Here is a 20475-nt window from a genome sequence, read left to right as displayed (position 1 = left end):
TGGTCCCCCAAGCTGTTATGATGCGTCCTGCTCATCACCCCGTCAGGATTTTGTTCCCGTGGCCCGAAACACGAACCGCTATGTCTGCCAAAGTTGCGGCACGGCCCACCCGAAGTGGAGCGGCCGGTGCGAGGGATGCGGCGCCTGGAACACCCTGGTGGAGGAAGCCGCCCCCGAGGCCGCACCCCGGGGCTTGGGCACCAAGGTGCAGGGCCGCCGGCTGGAGTTTGTGGAATTGTCCGGCGTGTCGGAGCAGGCGCCCCGCCGCATGACCCACATCCAGGAATTCGACCGGGTGTGCGGTGGCGGTTTGGTGCATGGCTCCGCCCTGCTGGTAGGCGGTGACCCCGGAATCGGGAAGTCCACCCTGTTGCTGCAGGTCATCTGCCGGCTGGCCCAGGGCACGTCCTGCGCCTACATCTCCGGTGAAGAGGCGGTGGATCAGGTGCGCATGCGCGCCCTGCGGCTGGGCCTGGCTTCGGCGCCGGTGAATTTGGCGGCCGCGACCAATGTGCGCGACATCGTGGCCTCGCTGGACGCGGCGGACGGCCCGCGCGTGGCGGTCATCGACAGTATCCAGACCATGTACGTCGATACCTTGGACAGCGCGCCCGGCACGGTGGCCCAGGTCCGGGCCTCGGCTTCCGAACTGATCCGCGTGGCCAAGCGCCGGGGCATCACACTGCTGATCGTCGGCCATGTCACCAAGGACGGCCAGATCGCCGGCCCCCGCGTGCTGGAGCACATGGTGGACACGGTGCTGTATTTCGAGGGGGAGCGCGGCCACCAGTTCCGCATCCTGCGCGCGGTGAAGAACCGCTTCGGCGCCACCGATGAGATCGGCGTGTTCGAAATGGCTGAGGACGGCCTGCGCGAGGTCGCCAACCCGTCCGAGATTTTCCTGGCGGAACGGCGGGGCGACGTCACCGGTACCGCCGTCTTCGCCGGCATGGAGGGCACCCGCCCCGTGCTGATGGAGGTGCAGGCCCTGGTCGCCCCCTCCCCCTGGGAACGCCCCGGCGGGCGGTGGTGGGCTGGGACACGGCGCGCCTGGCCATGGTGATGGCGGTGCTGGAGGCGCGGTGCGGCCTCGCCATCGGCGCCAATGATGTGTATCTGAACGTCGCCGGCGGCCTGAAGGTCACGGAACCGGCGGCGGATTTGGCGGTGGCCGCGGCCCTGGTCTCCTCCCTGACGGGGGAGCCGGTGCCGGCCGATGCCGTGGTTTATGGAGAGATCGGGTTGTCGGGGGAAATCCGGGCGGTGAGCCAGAGTGAGACGCGGCTGAAGGAGGCGGCGAAGCTGGGCTTCGGCACGGCCCTGGTGCCCACCCGGCGCAAGGGGTCCGGCGGGGACGCCGGCCTTCGGCGCATCGAACTGCACCACCTGTCCGACCTGCTGCCCCTGTTCCAGGCGGCCCCCGCCCAGAAAGGCGCGCCGCCGAAGAACACACCCAAGGCCGTCTCCAGCGGCGGGCGGGGCTGAGGCATCATGGATATCAACGGTTTGAACCCCCTGGACATCGCCGTCGTCGTCATCGTCGTGCTGTCGGCGCTGCTGGCTTTCGCCCGCGGCTTCGTGCGCGAGGTGCTGTCGATCGGCGCCTGGGTCGGGGCTGCCCTGGTCACGCTGTATGCCTTCCCCCTGGTCAAGCCCTTCGTCCGCGCCCATATCGAGCGGCAGATGATTGCCGACGGTGTCGCCATCATCACCCTGTTCGTGGCGGCCTTGCTGGTGTTGCAGATGATCTGCCACACCCTGGCCGGCCGCGTGAGCGACAGTGCCCTGTCGGCCATAGACCGGTCGCTGGGGTTCGGTTTCGGGGTGCTGCGGGGCGCTGTGTTGGTCAGCCTGGGCTATATGCTGATGGGCTATATCTGGCCGGACAACAAGCCGGACTGGCTGCGTGACGCACGCACCCGGCCGGCGCTGGAGGCCGGGGCGGACATGCTGCGCACCTTGGCGCCGTCCGACCTGCGCCACGAGGGTGAAGGACGAATCGATGCCGCCCGGATGGAAGCCGAGCGGGCCCTGGCCGCCAAGCAGGACTTGGAACGGCTTCAAACCCCGGCGATCACCCCTGCGGGGAACGCGGGTGCGAAGCCGGGTGAACAGGGCTATAACGACCGCGAACGCACGGGCCTTGATCAGCTGATCGAGAACACCGTCGATAAGAAGAAGCCGGAATAAACGCTTCTTCGTAACGGACCGCAACGTACCAACCTAGCGCGAAAGGCGCCCGGTGACCGCTCATGCTGACCACGAACCCCTTTGACGACGACAAGTTGCGTGAGGAATGCGGCGTCTTTGGCATCTTGGGCGCCACGGACGCGGCCGCCCTGGTGGCCCTGGGCCTGCACGCCCTGCAGCACCGAGGCCAGGAGTTGGCGGGCATCGTCGCCTTTGACGGGGAGCATTTCGGCGTCCATCGGGCGCTGGGCCAGGTCGGCGACAACTTCAGTTCCGAGGCGGTCATGCGCCCGCTGAAGGGCAACGCCGCCATCGGCCATGTGCGCTACGCCACCACCGGCGACACGGCGCTGCGCAATGTGCAGCCGCTGTTCGCGGACTTTGAGTTCGGCGGTTTCGGCCTGGCGCACAACGGCAACCTGACCAACGCCATGACGCTGCGCCGCCAGCTGGTGCGCCGTGGCTGCCTGTTCCAGTCCACCACCGACACCGAAGTCATCGTGCACCTGATGGCGACCGCCCGGGGCGGCAGCGTCATCGACCGCATGGTCGAGGCCCTGCGCCAGGTCGAAGGCGCCTACTCCCTGGTCGCCATGGCCAAGGACCAGATCATCGGCGTGCGCGATCCCCGCGGCGTGCGCCCGCTGGTGCTGGGCATGCTGGGCGACGCGCCCGTCCTGGCGTCGGAAACCTGCGCCCTGGACATCATCGGCGCCGAGTTCGTCCGCGACATCGAGCCGGGTGAAATGGTGGTCTTGACCGCCGCCGGCGTGCAGAGCCTGCGCCCCTTCCAGCCGGAAAAGAGCCGCTTCTGCATTTTCGAGTACATCTACTTCGCCCGGCCCGACAGCCTGGTTGAAGGCTCCAGCGTCTACAAGGTGCGCAAGTCCATCGGCGCCCACCTGGCCCAGGAAAGCCACGTGGATGCCGACGTGATCATCCCCGTGCCGGACAGCGGCGTGCCCGCCGCCATCGGTTATGCCGAGCAAAGCGGCATTCCGTTCGAGCTGGGCATCATCCGCAACCACTATGTCGGCCGCACCTTCATCCAGCCGACCGACAAGATCCGCCACCTGGGCGTGAAGCTGAAGCACAACGCCAACCGGCACTACATCCAGGGCAAGCGCGTCATCCTGGTGGATGACAGCATCGTGCGCGGCACCACCTCGGTGAAGATCGTGGAAATGATGCGGGCCGCCGGCGCCAAGGAAGTGCACATGCGCATTTCCAGCCCGCCGACCCGGCATTCCTGCTTTTACGGTATCGATACGCCGGAAAAGGAAAAGCTGCTGGCCCATAAGCTGTCGGTTGAGGAGATGAACCGCTACATCGGGTCCGACAGCCTGGCCTTCATCTCCAACGACGGGCTGTACAAGGCGCTGGGGCACAGCGGCCGCGACACCGGCGGCCCGCAATATTGCGACGCCTGCTTCACCGGCGACTATCCCATCCCTCTGACCGATTACGAGGGCACACCGGGCGGCGAAGTCGCCTTCCTGGCCGAGCGTCGCGCCTAAGGCCAAGCCTGGCTTTCCGTGATTGAGAAACGCCCCCGGAAGACGATCTTCCGGGGGCGTTTCGATTCCCACCAATCGCTTGCGCCCAGGCTACCGCCCAAGGTCAGGGGACGCGTCCTGCGTTGCCAACTCCAAATGCCAGTCCAGTGACATCATGTGTCGAGGCAAGGCATCCTGCCCGCACGCCCAAGCGAAACCCTGCCGCATATCGGAAAAGTGTTGAAGGTCATAATCCCGGATATAGACACGGGCCAAATTTATCAGGAATTTCTGACCGGCATTGTAGCTTACGATGGCCACCTTTCTCCGATCTTTTTCTGATCCATGAGTAAAAATCCCGGGCCGACGCTTCACATTTAACAGCTTTGACATCCTCTCCAAGGATGAATGGTGGACGTTTCCGATAAAGGAGCGCAAATCCACCACGCAATTCCAGGAGATATCCACCCCACCATCTTGGATCAGGCCGGATATATGATCGGCTATTTCGTGCCCGTCCACATCCCCACTATAGATGATGCATATCAGACGCAACTGCGGGAAAAGCTGGTAATCAGCCTTGTGCATAAGCCATGTCCTGCCGCGATAGACAAAAGCTCCGGCTGACTGTCTTGATGCGGATTGGACGTTGCGATCAGGTCGGGGAGCTTTATTCTATCAGATCTTAATCAAACTTTTACCTGCGCGGCGGTACCGCTCAGGTAGCAAGCTCGCTTACTTGGATATTGGGGCTAAGCCCATGGAGGATTGCCGGCCTGACAGGCATCATTAACGCCCCCCGGGGCTCCCCACAACATATCCACCCCGTTCACAGGGTGGAGTGTGTCAGGATGCCCTTTTTCAACCGCCAAATCCCACCAGAGACGGAACCGGGGACGCCCATCAGCGCCTGGATACCGGCGCCCTTGTGCGGCCCCATGACATCAGGAGTGGTCACGGAGTGTTCCGACTGAACGCGAGATTGAACATGGCACGTTTTTTCGTGCCAATGAAGCACAAAATTCCGTGCCTTCCATCCTTATTCGCCGCCTATGGACTAAGGTTGCGCGCGGCACCATGAAGGGGTTGAAGGATAGGCTGCGCCAGGTCCGTGAATATCTGGGGGAAACCCAGAAAAGCATGTCCGCCCGGTTCGACTTGGGTGTGAACACCTGGCAGGGGTATGAGCGCCTGGGGAAGCTGCCCAAGGGGGAAACCCTGGCCCAACTGCTGACCCTGGACATTTCGGTGGATTGGCTGCTGACCGGCCATGGCGACATGCATATGGCCGGCAACCGCCCGGGGCTGGATGCGCACCTTCTGGCGCAGATCATCGATGGCGTGCTGACCCTTCACGGCCAGGACGGGAGTCGCCCCAGCCCGACGGCACAGGGGCAGTTGATCAGCCGCATCTATGACCGACTGATCGCCATCCCGGACGAACGGGAACGGCGGGGCGCCCTGCGGTACGCGCTGGACCGGGCGCGAGAGGATCTAACGGAGATCGCACCGCCTACCGGGCGGTAGGCGCTCAGGTCGGCGTCGGCTTCACCGCCACGATGGGCGGCAACACGGTGACGCCCAGGCCCAGCGCCCGCAACGCCGCCTCATCCCGTCGCTGGGATGGCCCCCCAGTCTGGCGCAGGGCGTTGAGGTCGATGCCGGTGGCTTGGCGCACGCGGTCGGCCACCGCCGCCGGAGCCTCTGGCCCGGCGCTGAAATCGAAAACCGCCTCGGGCGTCACCAGACGCTTGGGCGACGCGGCCAACCACCAGACGCAGGGACCGGCACAGGGGCCATCGACAATGACGGTGATGCCCCTGTCGACGATGGTCTGCGCCAACTCGGCGGCCGCCTGCGGGTCGCCACCGCCCTGCGACCAGATGACCAAGGTCTGGGCGTCGAGGGTGGTGATGCGGGCGATGGCGTCCTTCATCACGGCCGTCTTGGCCTCGCCATGGGCGCAAACCAGCTTTTGCCCCCCACCCCGACACCGGCCCCCTTGGCGTTGGGACGATGGCCATAGCTCCAGCAATTCAGCACCTGCTGAATGATGGGGTCGGTATCGTCGGGACGGCCCGGCGGCAGGAAATCAGCCCGCGCCGGCATCATGCTCCCCACCGCGATCAGCAGGATACCCAGGACAAGGGCAAATCGGGTCATGAAGGCCATGGCTACGATCCGAACAGGGACAAACGGCGTCGAACTTATATGGGGCCGCCGCTGCACTTTCCAACGGAAAGCGGGCCAACGGAAAGCGGGCCAATGGCCAACCGGACCTCACACGCCGGTGTCAGCCAGCGTCGGGCCCTGTTGGACCACCACCGTGCCCTTGCGTCCCAGGGTCTTGGCCAGTGCGTCCAGACGCCGCTGCACGGCGTCACCGTCCAGCATGGCGGCATCCCGGGGCAGCAGCAGGGTCAAGGTATCGGGCGTCAGCCGTAGGGCCGTCCGCTGCAGCAGGGTCGCGGCGCCGCCGGTCAAGGTGTGGGCCAGCCGCAGGGCCAAGCCCACGATCACGGCGCGGCTGAGCTGCGCCTCCGACAGCAGGGTCCTGGTCAAGCCCAGGGGCTGGCCATCGACGGTGCCCGCATATCGCACGAAGGAGGCCAGTGCCAGGAAGGCCCGCTCCGCATGATCGGCACCAGCGAAGGGCATGCGCAGCACCCGCAGGTAGGCGTGCTCCGCCCGATAGTCCGGGTGCTCCGACCATCCCAGGTCGGACAGCAGGCACGCCGCCGTCCGCAGCCGGGCGGCGGCCTCATCCTCACCCGCGAAGAGCGGGGACGTCCACTGCGTCAGCGTCGCGGCCTCGCCGAAGCGGCCCAGGCGTTCCGCCACCTGGGTGCAGCTGTCGATCAGCGGATCGCGCCGGCGCTCCTCCGCCGACAATTGGTCGAACAGGAACCCTTCCCGCAGGCCGTAGGCTGAAAAAACCACATTGGATGGCTGCACCGCGCGCAGCAGGCGCTCCATGACCAGCGCCGCCATGGGCAGCGTCTCCAGCCGGCGACGGGAAACGCCCGGCATCTTTTCCAGCGACGCGCGGCTCTGGCGCCCGACCAGACCGGCGAAATCGGCCATCACCCGGGCGTCGACCACGTAATGGTGGATGATGTGCAGCGGGTGGCCCACCTGCTCCATATGCATCTTGGCCAACGCGCGCCAGCCGCCACCCACAGGATGGAAATCGCGGCCCCGGCCTTCCAGGGCCCAGGGCAGCTTGGCCAGTTGCGCATCGATCAGCTTGGTGGCCGACCCCGGCTTGCCGTCCACCGCCTCGATCAGCCGCAAGGGACCCAGCGGCAGGGTGGCCTGACGGCCGATGACGCCCTTGTCCAGGGTCACCAGTTCCAGACTGCCGCCGCCGAGGTCGCCCATCAGGCCGTCGGCGCCGGGCGTGCCGGACAGCACCCCCATGGCGGACAGCCGCGCCTCCTCCTCTCCCGCCAGCACGGTGACGGGCACGCCGGTCAGCGCCTCCACATCCGCCACGAACTTGGCGCCGTCCTTGGCGTCGCGCACAGCGGCGGTGGCCAGGATATCCACCCGGCCGACCTGCATGCCCTCGATCAGGCGACGGAAGCGGGCCAGGTTGGACAGGGCCAGCTTCACACCCTCGGGATGCAGCTTGCCCGTCTTTTCCACCGACCGGCCCAGCCCGCACATGATCTTCTCATTGAAGATGGCGATGGGTGATCGCTCCAGGCGGTCATACACCACCACCCGCATGGAGTTGGAGCCGATGTCGATGACCGCCAACCGGTCGGAGCCAACATGGCGTTCTGGGGCGGGACGATCGAACTTTACGGGCATGGGTATCCGGTACGGGCTAAGGCGGTTCAGTCAGCGCGTTTGGCGGCCTTGGCGGCCGCCTTCAGCAACAGCTTGGCCGGCCCCTTGGGATCGGTGACCGCGCTGCTGCCCCGCCCCGACAGGCTGGGGTTGGTCATGAAGAACGTGTGGGCATTGAAGGCGCCCAGCGGTGCTTCCACCCGATGATACTCGCCATCGGGGCTCAGCTGCCAGCTTTGCGCCTCGTCCTTCAGGTTCGCGACCATGATTTGATCCATCACCTGGCGATGGCAGGACGGCGTCTCGATGGGCACCAGCGTCTCGATACGGCGGTCCAGGTTGCGCGGCATCCAATCGGCGGAGGAGATGAAGACCTTGGCGCCGGGGTGCGGCAGGCCCACGCCGTTGCCGAAGCAGACCACGCGGCCATGTTCCAAGTAACGGCCGACAATGCTTTTCACCCGGATGTTTTCCGACAGGCCCTTCACCCCCGGCCGCAGACAGCAGATGCCGCGGATGACCATGTCGATGCTGACGCCCTGCTGCGACGCCTCATACAGCTTGTCGATGATGCGAGCGTCGACCAGGGAGTTCAGCTTCACCCAGATCTGCGCCGGCCGGCCGGCGCGGGCGTGGGCGATCTCGGCATCGATCAGGCTGACCAGCCGGTCGCGCAGGCCGATGGGGGCGATGGCGATCTTCTCCAGCGCCTTGGGCGTGGCGTACCCGGTCATGTAGTTGAACATGTGGGCCGCGTCGTGCACCAGCGCCGGATCACAGGTGAAGAAGCTGAGGTCGGTGTAAATCTTGGCGGTGATGGGGTGGTAGTTGCCGGTGCCGAAATGAACGTAGGAGCGCAGGCCCTTCTGTTCCCGGCGCACCACCAGCGACACCTTGGCGTGGGTCTTGAGGTCGACGAAGCCGTAGACCACCTGAACGCCCGCCCGTTCCAGGTCACGGGCCCAGCGGATGTTGGCCTCTTCATCGAAACGCGCCTTCAGCTCCACCATGGCGGTGACGCTCTTGCCCGCCTCCGCCGCCTCGATCAGGGCCGCCACGATGGGGGAGTTCTTGGAGGTGCGGTACAGGGTCTGCTTGATGGCCAGCACGGCAGGGTCCTGCGCCGCCTGGCGCAGGAACTGCACGACCACGTCGAAGCTCTCGAACGGGTGGTGGACGATGATGTCCTTGTGGCGGATGGCGGCGAAGCAATCACCGCCGAAGTCGCGGATGCGCTCAGGGAAACGGGCGTTGTAGGGCTGGAACAGCAGATCCGGCCGCTCATCGATGATCAACTGCTTGGTCTCGGCCAAGCCGATCAGGCCGTCCAGTACGAACACATCGTCGGTGGGCACATGCAGCTGGCCGGCCAGGAAGTCGCGCAGGTCGCGCGACATGCCGGCGTTGACGCACAGCTGGATGACGCTGCCGCGGCGGCGGCGCTTCAGCGCGCTTTCGAAGGTGCGGACCAGGTCTTCCGACTCTTCCTCGATTTCGATGTCGCTGTCGCGCAGCACGCGGAAGAAGCCATGGCCCTTCAGGGTGAAGGGCGGGAACAGCCGGTCGATGAACAGCAGCACCAGCTCTTCCAGCAGGATGAAGCGCACGTCGCTGCCCGGCAGGCGCACGAAGCGATCCAACTGCGCCGGCAGCAGAACCAGGGCGTCCAGGTGGGTGTTGCGCACCGGGTCGAACAGCTGCACCGCCAGGGAGAAGCCGGAATTGGCGATGAAGGGGAACGGATGCGCCGGGTCGACCGCGATGGGCGTCAGCACCGGGAAGATGTCGTCCAGGAACTTGGCTTCCAGCCAATCGGTTTCCGACGGCGTCAGCTCGGCGGGGTCGATGGCGGCGATGCCGGCCTTGGCCAGGTCGGCGCGCATCATCAGCCAGCAGGCCTGCTGCTCGCGCATCAGCTCCGCCGCGCGGGCGTTGATGGCCGCCAACTGCTGCGCCGGCGTCAGGTTGTCATCGGAGGGGGTGGCCACGCCCGCCGTTACCTGCGCCTTCAGGGCGGCGACGCGGACAGTATAGAACTCATCCAGGTTGCTGGCGGAAATGGACAGGAAGCGCAGCCGCTCCAGCAGCGGGTGGTGGGCGTTGTACGCCTCTTCCAGGACGCGCTGGTTGAAGGCCAGCCACGACAGTTCGCGATTGATGAACCGGTCCGGCGACGTCATATCGAGGGGGGCAGGCTCAACTTCGCGGGTCGGGGTTTCCACCGCCGTGGACATGGTCGCCTCATTCGCAGCAAGGGTATCGGGTCGTTCACCATAAACAGCCAACGTTACCGTTTCTGGTTCCGGTACCGCCGATCCTGTTGATTTCGCTTCCGTGCCGGTCGCGCTCTTGTCCGCCTCAGGGGTCTCCGGGTCGACAGCGGGCGCGGGCAGCCGGTCCACCCTGGGGGATGTCTCGTGAAAACCCTTTTCCTGCTGCGGCATATGAAATCCTCCTGGGACGACGACAGCGTCCCCGATCATGAGCGTCCCTTGTCGGCACGGGGGGAGCGCGCGCTTGCGACCATGGCCGACTATTTCCGGCACCGCAAGGGTGGAACACCCCGGCCCGACCTGATCCTCTGCTCCACCGCCGTTCGCACGCGGGCGACCCTGGCCGGCCTGCTTACCCTGTGGCGGGAGCCGCCACCCCTGTGCGTGGACCGGGTGTTTTACATGGCCTCCGCCCCGGCGCTGGCTGACCGCCTGCGGGCCTTGCCCGACCCGACCGCCACCGTCCTGCTCATTGGTCACAACCCGGGGCTGGAGGAGCTGGCGTTGTCGCTGGCGGGGGCCGAGGAGGACCCCGCCCTTCGCACCCGCATCATGGAAAAATACCCGACCGGAGGGCTGGCGCGACTGGACTTCACCCTGGACCGCTGGGCCGACCTGGCCGCCGGCAAGGGCCACCTATCCGAATTCGCCACCCCGCGCGGGGTGGCGCGGGACTGAAGAGATCGCCCTAGCCTGGAGTTGTATAATTAATACCATCTTGGAGGGCGCATGAAGACTAAAGCCCCCTCGTTTCAAATCCGGAAAGTTCATCAAAAAAGTAAGTGGCATCAAGCTGCGCAAGGCTTTTAAGGCCGCCTGGGCGCGGACGCCACAGGGCCAAAAACGAAACCGATTTCACTTCCAATCACCTCCTATTGGTTGCACATCGGCTGAGCAACCATTTGCCTGGAATTTCGCCACCCCTGTCCTTTCGGCTAGGATCAGGGCAGGAGCGCTGACCCGACCGGCGGCGCCATTCCCTATATTTCTTAACGACTTATTAACGACGTTGCCCTGCGGCGGCGGGACGGCACGCCTTTTGCGATAGCGTCATGACGTGACGTAATTGTTGCGCCGCACAAAAGCTAATCAAGAGAGTGGGGGAGCCGATGGACAACAGCCTGATCGACCTGACGAAGAACGTTCTGGACGTGGCCAGCCAGAAGGTCTCGGTGATCGAGGACATCAACCGGACCACCAAGATGCTGGCCTTCAACGCCCTGATCGAGGCCGGCCGCGCCGGCGACGCCGGCCGGGGCTTCGCCGTGGTGGCCAATGAGGTCAATTCCATCTCCCAGCGCGTCAGCGTGGTGGCGGGTGAACTGCGCAGCGAGATCGGCCAACTGGTCGACCGCATGACCACGGTGGGTGAGGATTTGATGACCCGCTTCCGCGGCCAGCGCCTGGCCGACCTGGCGTTGAACAGCATCGATATCATCGACCGCAACCTTTATGAACGGTCCTGCGACGTGCGCTGGTGGGCCACCGACAGCGCCGTGGTCGCGGGCCTGCAGAGCCCGTCGCACGAGACGGCCCGCCATGCCAGCGAGCGGCTGAACGTCATCCTGCAAAGCTATACCGTCTATCTCGACCTGTGGGTGGCCGACCGCACCGGCCGCGTCATCGCCACCGGCCGGCCCGACCGCTTCCCCCACGCCATCGGCGCCAACGTCGCCAACGAGGCCTGGTTCATCGACGCCCTGCGCACCCGCGACGGCGGCGATTTCGCGGTGGAGGATGTCAGCCCCAATCCGGTGCTGGAGAATCGCACCGTCGCCACCTATTCCACAGCCGTGCGCCGTGATGGCGCCCAGGATGGCGAGGTTCTGGGCGCGCTGGGCATCTTCTTCGACTGGGCGCCGCAGGCCCGCGCGGTGGTAACCGGTGTCCGCCTGGAAACATCGGAACGGACCAACACCCGCTGCCTGCTGCTGGACGCCGCCGGCCGCATCATCGCCGCCAGCGATGGCCGGGGGGAGTTGACGGAGAGCTTCCACCTGGTGACCCAAGGCCAGCCCATGGGCCACTACATGGACCGCCATGGCCGGCTGATCGGCTTCGCCCGCACGCCGGGATATGAGACCTATCGCGGCCTGGGCTGGTACGGCGTCCTGGTCCACAACCCGCCCGGCCAAAGCTGAGTGGCCACTCCCGCACCGCCCGGCGTCTCACCCCAGCGCCGGGCGGCGTTTTAATCATCATTATAGATTGGTTCGTTCTATACGTTCTGTTTGAGTGATTTGGCGACGGCGCGCAGCTTTGTGGGCAAGCACATTCCACGCTGCAAGGACGCCAATCATGAACGCCACCCCCCTCCGCATCGCCGTTTCCGGCGCCGCCGGCCAAATCGCCTACTCCCTGCTGTTCCGCCTGGCCAAGGGCGATGTCTTCGGGCCGGAGCAACCCCTCCACCTGTCGCTGCTGGAAATCACGCCGGCGCTGCCGGCCCTGCGCGGCGTGATGATGGAGTTGGAGGATTGCGCCTTCCCCCTGCTGCGCGGCATGGACGCCAGCGATGACCCGTCCGTCGCCTTCCGCGACATCGACGCCACCTTCCTGGTCGGCTCTCGCCCGCGCGGCAAGGGCATGGAACGGCGGGACCTGCTGTCCGCCAACGCCGCCATCTTCAAGGCGCAGGGCCGCGCCCTGAACGAACAGGCCAAGCGCACGGCCAAGGTGCTGGTGGTGGGCAACCCCGCCAACACCAACGCCTGGATCGCCATCCAGCACGCACCGGATCTGCCGCACGACGCCATCACCTCCATGATCCGGCTGGACCACAACCGCGCCCAGGCGCAGTTGGCGGCCAAGGCCGGGGTGGATGTGACAGCCATCGAGCGGCTGGTGGTCTGGGGCAACCACTCCCCCACCATGTTCGCCGACTGGCGCCACGCCCTGGTTCAGGGCCGGCCCCTGCCCGACCTGATCGGCGACACCGCCTGGTACCGGGAGACGCTGATCCCCACCGTAGCCCAGCGGGGCACCGCCATCATCGAGGCGCGGGGCCTATCCTCCGCGGCGTCCGCCGCCAATGCCGCCATCGACCACATGCGCGACTGGGTGCAGGGCAGCGGTGATCGCTGGGTTTCCATGGGGCTAGCGTCGGAGGGCGATTACGCCCTGCCCCAGGGCCTGGTCTGCGGCGTGCCCGCACTGTGCCGGGATGGCCGTATCGAACGGGTGCGTGGCCTGGAGCTGGACGCCTTCGGCCGCGCCATGCTGGACAGGACGGTGGCGGAACTAATGGAGGAACGGGCCGCCGTGGCGAACCTCTGAACTCGCCGTGAAAAGGCAAAGGGCGCCCTCCCCTGCCCGGGGAAGGCGCCCTTTTTCATGGGCGCGCGTCAGCCGAAGAAGCCGATGCGCTGGGTGATGCCATTGCCCACCCGGCGCACCAGATCGTACAGGCTGGCAATGGGCTTGAAGATGCGCTCGTTCTCCTGCCCGTAGTTCTGGCTGTCATCGCTGACGTAAGTGGCGCTTTCGCCGAAATCGCCCTCCCCCGCGGTTTCGGCCACGGGGAAGATGCGGGACAGCAGGTCCAGGGCCCAGGGCACATCCAGTTGCATCAGCCGCGCCATCAGCCGGCGGTGGGTGATGTTGTGCTGGCTGGAGAATTGCGGGATGTGGGTCGCCCGCAGGAACACCTCCTGGATCAGGGCGATGCGCAGGGCGTGCAGCACCAGCAGGCCGTTGCTCAGCGCCTCATCCGGCGGGGCCACCTGGCCCGGCACCGGCTGGCGTTCCACCCGGGCCAGCCCTTCCTCCAGCACGTCGAAATCGCGGTAGAGCTTGCGGAAGATGCGGATCAGGCGGCTGTGGAGGGGGTTGTCCTCCAAGATGGCCGCCAGGCGCCGCATCTCCTCCACCCGGGCGGGGTCGGCGGTGTGGGCGGCGCGCAGCAGCCAGAAGGCCGGGTCCAGGGTGTCGATATAGGCCTTCAACGCGTCGGGGCTGGCGATGGCCACACCGTATTCCACCATGCCCAGCAATTGCCGGAAGCGGGGCGAGGTGCGGTACAGCTCGGCGAAATGTTCCGGGTCCTTGTCGATGGCCTCGCCCACGCCGCTGACCGTGTTCGCCGGCAGGCCCATCTGCTGCAGGATGGCGTTGTGGGGGATGGCGCGGAACTGCGAGGCGCGGCTCTGGTCAACATCGTCGGCGTTGCCGTCATGCTGGCGCTTGATGGCCCGGCTGCCCGAGGGATACAGCAGGTTGGTGCCCAGGGCCGACAGCAGGGCGCCGTAGTTCGGATCCTCCACCAGCGACACCTGGAACTGCTTCACCGTGGTGAAGAATTCGCGGATGTAGTCGGCGTCGCCATAGAACGGGTCGTCGTCCAGGGTGGTGTGCTTGCCGCCCAGCATATGCTCCAGAATGCGCGTCACGACGGCCAGGGCGCCGGGCTGGGTCACGAAATAGAGATAGCCGTCGCCCCCCTGGAAGCTGACCTCCTGCTTGAAGGCGATCTTGTGGTGGGCCATGAACGACAGCGTGGCCGGGGCCGCGACATAGCCCAGGCGTTCCGGGAAGCCCGCCGGATGGGCGCCACGACCGATGGATTCGCCATGGGTGTCGAAGATCACCAGTTGCACGCCGTCCAGGCGATGGCGGGTGAACAGGCGGGCGACGCGCAGGCGCAGACGCTCGATGCTGGCGGAGGCCGGCGTCTGTCCCAGGTAGCGGCCGGCGTCGGAGAAACCGGTCTGGATGCACAGGCGGCCGCGCCGCTTCACGTAATCGCGGTAATGCGGGTTGTCCAGCAGCTGCTCGATGACCCGGCTGCCGACCTCCAGCGCCCGTTCCGTCTCGAACAGGGGGCTGATGTCGACCTTGTCGGCGACGCCGAACAGACGGGCATAATAGAGCGCCGTCAGCACCGTGAAGGCCAATTCCGATTCCGCGATCAGGAAGCGGACGGGCACCGACGAGTCGGCATACTTCAGCATCTGGGCCACGACCATGAACAGCCGCTTGGCCGAGGTGCGCTCGGCGATGATGCTGCCGAAATTGATGCGCACCGGCCGCACCTCATCCAGGAGGCCGGTGATGGCGGTCAGGTAGGATTGGCGGTAGCGCGGATCGTCCGGCGCCGTCTCCATGCCCACCGTCTTGCGCACCGCGTTGTGCAGCTGGGTGGCGTTGATGCGCACATGGGTGTGCGCCTGACCCAGACCGTAATTCGACAGTTCCGCCTTCAGGATGGCCAGGCGCCGCACCACGTCGTCGCCCTTGCCATCCTTGCCGGCGGCGCCCTTGCCGGCGACGGAGGCCAGGCGGATGGCGCGGTCCACCTGCTCGATGGCGTGCGCGGCCTCCACCAGGCGCAGGGGCAGGCCCTCATGCATGCGCTGGGCGATGGCTTCGATGTCTTTCTGGGTGGTCGTCTCCCTGCCGAAGGCGGCGACCTCATCCGTCACCTGGGCGATGGCCAGGGCCAGACGGGATTCCAGCAGATCCAGGGTGTTGCGCAGGTCTTCCTGCACCGGCGCCGCCTTGCGGATGGCCTGCACCTCGGCCAGGTAGTGGCGCAGTTGCCCCACCTGCACCACCAGGCGCTTGTGCAGCGTGTCGGACCAGCGGATATCCGAGCGGCCGTCCAGGTCGTATCCCACCCAGCTGGCCACCGTCAGCAGACGCGGCGTCAGTTCGGCCCACTGGTCGGGGTAGCGCTCCCGCGCCACCGTCAGCACGATGTCGTAGACGGTGCGCAGCGCCGCCTGGATGTTGGTGATGGCCGCCAGCGACAGGCGGTGCTCATCCGCCAGCGACAGCTCACCGGGCCGCAGCTCCGTCGCCGCGACGGCGGCGATCAAGCCCTTGCGCGCCTCCGCCGTGAGGGGCACGCCGGCCGCATCCCGCCCCGTGGCCAGCTTGGCCATGGCATCCATCAGTTCCCCCGTCAGGTTGAACGTTGGATGGGCGGTGATGACGATGCCGAAAATCTCCTTTTCCACTTGGGCGCGGAAGGCGTCGAACGGCACGGCCTTGCCGTCCGCGTCCACCGCCAGCCCATCGATCAGGGCGCGGATGCGGGCGGCGTTGGCGGCGGGATCGGCCTCACCCAGATAGGCGCCCAGACGGCGGGCACGGGCCAGGAAGCCCTCTGCCCCCAGGTACTGGATGGCCTGCTCCACGGCGGCCAAATCCAGCTCCCCCGAGTGCAGCCGGCGGGAAACATCCAGGGCCAGCAGCGACACCGGGTTGGCGAAGGGGTCGGCGTCCGCCAGCTCGGTATAGCGGGTCAGGCGCGCCACCAAATCGGCCGTCAGCCCGACCGCGTCCGTCACGCCCCCGCCGGCGGCGGCGAACTTGGCCACAGGGCGCTCCAGCAAGGGGCCGGCCTTGGCCAAGGTCGCCAGCGTGGCGGCGTCGGCCGCCTTGACATCCACCCCGGGGGTGGCGGTGGCGTCCGGAACGGAGGCGGCCTTGGTGGATGCGGTTTTACCGGTCATTGTTGGGGCCTTCGCTGGGGTCGTCGGCGTCGCGGTCGTCGGCGTCGCGGTCAGGCCCGGGGCCTGACTGGAGTCGGGGGACTTTTCCGCGGACTTTTCAGCAGCCCGCGACGCTGCCAGCGATGACGTCATGATGATTCGGTGCCCAGTTTGGTTGCTCATCCCTGTCGCGCCGGACCGCCTGTCCATCCGTTCCGCATTCCACCGGTGTTAGATATGACGGTGAGTCATTATCCTACCTCGCACTGGCGAAATGAGGTGCCGGGGCGGAGGGCTTACGGGGGCGGGCTCGGGGTGGCGACTTATTGTGACGCAACGGAGTGCTGAGACTATCGCAACTGTGCGTCGCAAAGCAACCTGAGGGAAAGAATTTTACCGTTTGCCCCGAATCGATGTAATTCCGCAACACGACCTTAACGCAGGCGCCATCTTCGGTTATCCATTCGGGATGACGAACGGCCCCGACCGCCCCACACCCGTACCCAGTGGTCCCGCACCCAGTGGTCCCGATGCCCCGGCCGAGGCGGCGGGCGGCGTCGCCACGCCCCCCATTGCTCCCGAACCCGCTGGGCCACAACCACCCGCGCCCCCCTCCGGTTCCCGGCCCAAGCGCACGCTGGCCGTGCGTGAGGTGGAGGTGAAGCTGGCGACGACGCCGGCGGCGCTGGAGCGGCTGCAGGCGCTGCCCCTGCTGGCGCGCATGGCCGATGGCCCCGCCGTCCATCGCCATCAGGTCACCACCTACTATGACACGCCGGATTTGGCGCTGGCCGCCCGTGGGCTGGCCTTGCGCGTCCGCCGTCAGGGCGGCCGGCGGGTGCAGACGGTGAAGACCTGGGCGTCCGACGCCGGCACCGCCGCCGCCGCCGGCCGGCGGGAATGGGAGTGGGAATTGCCGGCGGACGGGGACGGGCCGGACTGCGCCCTGCTGCCGGCCGCCATCGCGGGCTTGCTGAGCGAAGCGCAGTGGGCCGAGGTCGCCGCCCGTTTCGCCACCGACATCCACCGCACCGCCCTGCTGTTGCATCCCGACCCCCGCACCTCGGTGGAATTGGCGCTGGACCAGGGGGAGGTGCGCCTGTCCGTCCCTGGTGCGGGCGATGAAACCACCTGGCCGGTGGCGGAGGTGGAACTGGAATTGAAGGGCGGGCGGGTCGCGGCCCTGTTCGAGGTGGCCGCCGCCCTGCACCATCACGCCCCGTTGCGCCTGACCACTGGCAGCAAGGCGGACGCGGGCCTGCGCCTGCTGACGGGCAAGCCGGCCGCCGCCGTCCCCGCTCATCCCGCCGCCCTGACGCCGGTGACCACGGTGGCGGAAGGCTTCCGCCACGCCACGCGCCAGGCCGTGGGCCACCTGCTGGAAAACGCCACCGTGCTGCTGGAAAGCGGCGACGCCCAAGCCCTGCGCGAAATGGCGGCCGCCAGCCGGCGGCTGGACACGGCGCTGCGCCTGTTGCGCGTGGTCATCGGCCTGACGCCCGCCGCCGGGCTGGCCTGGACCAAAGCCGCTGTCAATCCGCACGCGGATGCGGCGGACGCCCTGCGGCGGCGCCTGATCCCGCTGCGCACCCTGTTGGAAACGGCCCGCGCCTGGGATCGCCTGGCCGAACGCGCCGCCCTGCTGCCCGACCGCAAGGGGGCGGCCGGCCTGAGCAAGCGCCAACGGCTGGTGCTGGACCATGCCACCACCCAGGGCCGCCGCCGGGTAATGAAGCACCTGCGCGGCGCCGGCCACACCGCGCTGATGCTGGATCTGGCGGCGTGGATCGAGGGCGGCGGCTGGGCCTCTCCCGCCCTGGACCAGCCGCTGAGGACGGTGGCGCCCCACCTGCTGGCCGACCTGCAGGACAAGGTGGCCAAGGCCCTGGCCCGGCTGAACCTGCCGGCCCCGCTACCGCCCGGCGCCAAGTCCGTCGCCAAGGCCGTCACCCCTGGGCAGAAGACGGCGCCCGACACCGACGCGCTGGAACGCCTGCGCCGCCGGGCCCAGCGCCTGTATGAAACGGCGGAGGTCTGCCGCGGCCTTTACCCCGTGACCGCCGCCAAGCCCAAGGGGGCCAAGGCGGGCACCAAGACCAGCGCCGGGAAGCGCCCCGCCGCCGACCCGCTGGCCCCCCTGACGCGCCTGCACGCGGCCGTGACCGCCCCCGCCTTGGCGCGCCAGGCGGCCCAACTGGTGGTGCAGTTGGTCAAGACCACCGGCCCCAAGGCCCGCAGCACCCGCCTGCTGTCCCGCCTGACGCAGGAGGAGGCGCTGGCGCTGGCCAAGCTGCCGGCCACCTGGCGCGGCTATAGCCGGCGGCGGATGTTCTGGATCGTCGGGCGGTAGCGGCCGGAGGAGTGCCTATGCTTCCGCCGGCCTATCCTTCGGCTCCAGCACCTGGCGGCAGAAGGCCACGGTGATGGGCTTCTTGGCGGCCAGGGCGGCGCGGTCCAGCAGGGCCACGGTGCGCCGCGCGCTATCGAAGGAGCGTTCGGTGTGGGTCATCAGCCAGGCGATGACGTCCTCGCCGACCCGCACCTGGCGGTCGTCGAACAGCTTGACCAGCACGGCCATCAGCAGGGCGTCATCGGGCGCGGCCATGCCCACGGCCGGCGCCGCCACCAGGCGGGAACGCAGGTCGGGCAGGCGCAGGGTCCAATTGATGGGGGCGTAGTGGGCCAGCAGCAGCAACTGCCCCCCCGCCTCCTTGGTGATGTTGTAGAGATGCAGCAGGGCGCGTTCCCGCGCCGTGTCGCCCGAGATCTCATGCGTGCGGTCGATAACGGCGGTGCGGGTGGGACCCAGCAGGTGCGGCACCTCCGCCGGGTCCAGATCCTCCGGCCCCAGCAGCGGCGCCCGCGACCGGGCGCGCCACACCTGGGCCAGGTGGCTCTTGCCGCAGCCGGGCGGGCCGTACAGCACCAGGGCCGGCGCCGGCCAGTCCGGCCAGGCGTCCAGCCAGGCCACCGCATCGGCGTTGCCCGGCGCCACCAGGAAGTCGGCCTCCCCCATGGCGGAACGGTGCCCCAGGTCCAAGGGCAATTGTCTCAAGTCGGCCATGATTCCAGGATCTTACCGGCAACGGGCACTGTAGGCGGGAGGAGGGGGGCGCCGGATCAGGGAACCGGCGGCGACGCCCCGGTTTCCATCCCCGACGGGACCCGGCCTTCCGGGGCCGGATCCACGCGCGTCACCTCCTCAGGAGGGACGCCGGTGTAATAGCTGCTGGAAAGGTACTGACGCAATGCGAAGCGCACCAGCACGCCGATGATGGCGGCCACCGGCACCGCCAGCAGCACACCGGTGAAGCCGAACAGGCTGCCGCCCGCCAGCAGGGCGAACATGACCCAGACGGGATGCAGGCCCACCTTGTCGCCCACCAGCTTGGGCGTCAGGACATAGCCTTCCAGCAGGTGGCCCAGGATGTAGAGCGCCACCACCAGCCCCTCGCGCCACACGTCGTGGAACTGGAACAGGGCGACGCCCACGCTGGCGCCGAAGCCCACCACCGTGCCGACATAGGGGATGAAGGACAGGATGCCGGCGATCAGGCCGATGACCAGGCCGAAATTCAGGCCCACCGCCGTCATGGTCAGGGCGTAGAAGGCGCCCAGCGCCAGGCAGACCGTAGCCTGCCCGCGCACGAATCCGGCGAGGGTGCGGTCCACCGCCCGCAACTGTTCGCGGATGACCTCGGCATGCTCCCGCGGCAGCCAGCCGTCCAGGGTCGCCACCATGCGGTCCCAATCGCGCAGCAGGTAGAAGGCCACCACCGGGGTGATGAACAGCAGGGAAACCAAGCCGAACAGGGCGGCCCCGCCCGTGAACAGGTTCTTGATGAAATCCGCGCCCCAGCCGACCAGCGTGCCGACATACTCGCTGGCGGCGCCGCGCAGCCGCTCGATGTCATCGGGCGGCAAGGCGGCCATCAGGCTGCGGACGCGCTGCATGGTTTCGTCCCGCGCCCAGGTGATGATTGCCGGCAGGCTTTCGATCAACTGGCTGACCTGCTGCTGGATCAGCGGCACCAGCAGCAGCACGGCGAGCACCACGGCGACGACGAAGACCAGCAGCACCACGCAGGTGGCCGCCAGGCGGGGCAGGCCGAAGCCCTCCAGCCGGTCGGCCACGGGGTCCAGCAGATAGGCGATGGCCATGCCGGCGACAAAGGGCAGCAACATGCCGCGCAACAGCCAGATGAGGGCGATTCCCAGAACCAGACCGATCAGCCAGAATCGTGTCTGCCGCCCCGCATGCGTCTCCGCCATCGTCCCCCCGATAGT

At 67.4% G+C, this 20475-nt stretch carries 16 protein-coding genes and 1 pseudogene; 8 read left to right on the top strand and 9 right to left on the bottom strand.

What is annotated here, in order from left to right:
- Positions 1-58: 58 nt before the first annotated feature.
- From radA to purF, 3 genes and pseudogenes are all read left to right on the top strand, one after another.
- Positions 59-1485: pseudogene (radA, locus tag UCD39_RS07285) on the top strand (DNA repair protein RadA).
- 6 nt (positions 1486-1491) lie between these two features.
- Complete coding sequence (locus UCD39_RS07280; RefSeq protein WP_145729428.1) at positions 1492-2190, top strand: CvpA family protein; 699 nt, start codon at positions 1492-1494, stop codon at positions 2188-2190.
- Between the two features lie 62 nt (positions 2191-2252).
- Entirely contained in the window at positions 2253-3707 is a 1455-nt protein-coding gene (gene purF / locus UCD39_RS07275; protein ID WP_330495366.1) for an amidophosphoribosyltransferase, read from the top strand.
- A gap of 90 nt (positions 3708-3797) precedes the next feature.
- Here purF and UCD39_RS07270 read toward each other — a convergent pair whose 3' ends face one another.
- The gene (locus UCD39_RS07270; protein WP_330495365.1) at positions 3798-4274 is read right to left on the bottom strand and encodes a hypothetical protein; all 477 of its coding nucleotides are present in this window, start codon (positions 4272-4274) and stop codon (positions 3798-3800) included.
- 241 nt (positions 4275-4515) lie between these two features.
- Positions 4516-4644, bottom strand: a complete 129-nt coding sequence (locus tag UCD39_RS07265; RefSeq protein WP_330495364.1) for a hypothetical protein — start codon at positions 4642-4644, stop codon at positions 4516-4518.
- Between the two features lie 119 nt (positions 4645-4763).
- Between UCD39_RS07265 and UCD39_RS07260 the strand changes: the two genes are divergently transcribed.
- Positions 4764-5213: a helix-turn-helix domain-containing protein gene (locus UCD39_RS07260; RefSeq protein ID WP_330495363.1), complete on the top strand. Its 450-nt coding sequence runs from the start codon at positions 4764-4766 to the stop codon at positions 5211-5213.
- A gap of 4 nt (positions 5214-5217) precedes the next feature.
- Here UCD39_RS07260 and UCD39_RS07255 read toward each other — a convergent pair whose 3' ends face one another.
- The 4 genes from UCD39_RS07255 to UCD39_RS07240 form a co-directional block, all read right to left on the bottom strand.
- Positions 5218-5622 (bottom strand): hypothetical protein, encoded by a 405-nt coding sequence (locus UCD39_RS07255; RefSeq protein WP_330495362.1) that lies wholly within the window; start codon positions 5620-5622, stop codon positions 5218-5220.
- On the bottom strand, positions 5622-5858 hold the full coding sequence (locus UCD39_RS07250) for a hypothetical protein (RefSeq protein ID WP_330495361.1): 237 nt from the start codon (positions 5856-5858) through the stop codon (positions 5622-5624). Before UCD39_RS07250 ends, UCD39_RS07255 begins: the two co-directional genes overlap by 1 nt.
- Positions 5859-5966: 108 nt before the next feature.
- Positions 5967-7502, bottom strand: coding sequence for a Ppx/GppA phosphatase family protein (locus tag UCD39_RS07245; RefSeq protein ID WP_330495360.1), 1536 nt, complete (start codon positions 7500-7502; stop codon positions 5967-5969).
- Between the two features lie 26 nt (positions 7503-7528).
- Positions 7529-9715, bottom strand: a complete 2187-nt coding sequence (locus UCD39_RS07240; protein ID WP_186455567.1) for an RNA degradosome polyphosphate kinase — start codon at positions 9713-9715, stop codon at positions 7529-7531.
- 183 nt (positions 9716-9898) lie between these two features.
- Between UCD39_RS07240 and UCD39_RS07235 the strand changes: the two genes are divergently transcribed.
- The 3 genes from UCD39_RS07235 (at position 9899) to UCD39_RS07225 (ending at position 13030) form a co-directional block, all read left to right on the top strand.
- Positions 9899-10432, top strand: a complete 534-nt coding sequence (locus tag UCD39_RS07235) for a SixA phosphatase family protein (RefSeq protein ID WP_330495359.1) — start codon at positions 9899-9901, stop codon at positions 10430-10432.
- 431 nt (positions 10433-10863) lie between these two features.
- A complete protein-coding gene (locus UCD39_RS07230) occupies positions 10864-11895 on the top strand; it encodes a methyl-accepting chemotaxis protein (RefSeq protein ID WP_186455566.1) in 1032 nt (343 codons plus the stop codon).
- Between the two features lie 157 nt (positions 11896-12052).
- Positions 12053-13030 (top strand): malate dehydrogenase, encoded by a 978-nt coding sequence (locus tag UCD39_RS07225; protein WP_330495358.1) that lies wholly within the window; start codon positions 12053-12055, stop codon positions 13028-13030.
- A gap of 68 nt (positions 13031-13098) precedes the next feature.
- Here the strand turns inward: UCD39_RS07225 and UCD39_RS07220 are convergent, their stop codons facing one another.
- Entirely contained in the window at positions 13099-16209 is a 3111-nt protein-coding gene (locus UCD39_RS07220) for a phosphoenolpyruvate carboxylase (protein WP_330495357.1), read from the bottom strand.
- A 448-nt stretch (positions 16210-16657) separates the two neighbouring features.
- Here UCD39_RS07220 and UCD39_RS07215 point away from each other — a divergent pair, with 448 nt between their 5' ends.
- Positions 16658-18538, top strand: a complete 1881-nt coding sequence (locus tag UCD39_RS07215) for a CYTH and CHAD domain-containing protein (protein WP_330495356.1) — start codon at positions 16658-16660, stop codon at positions 18536-18538.
- Positions 18539-18553: 15 nt separating this feature from the next.
- Here the strand turns inward: UCD39_RS07215 and UCD39_RS07210 are convergent, their stop codons facing one another.
- Both UCD39_RS07210 and UCD39_RS07205 read right to left on the bottom strand, forming a co-directional pair.
- Positions 18554-19252: an HdaA/DnaA family protein gene (locus UCD39_RS07210; protein ID WP_330495355.1), complete on the bottom strand. Its 699-nt coding sequence runs from the start codon at positions 19250-19252 to the stop codon at positions 18554-18556.
- Positions 19253-19308: 56 nt separating this feature from the next.
- Positions 19309-20460 carry an AI-2E family transporter gene (locus UCD39_RS07205; protein WP_330495354.1) on the bottom strand — a complete coding sequence of 384 codons (1152 nt, stop codon included), beginning with the start codon at positions 20458-20460 and terminating at the stop codon, positions 19309-19311.
- Between the last annotated feature and the right edge of the window lie 15 nt (positions 20461-20475).

This window comes from Nitrospirillum karajorum, assembly GCF_036348415.1.
GTDB lineage: Bacteria > Pseudomonadota > Alphaproteobacteria > Azospirillales > Azospirillaceae > Nitrospirillum > Nitrospirillum amazonense_B.
Note: the sequence above shows the minus strand (reverse complement) of the source record. Positions and strands in the feature narration are given on the sequence as shown.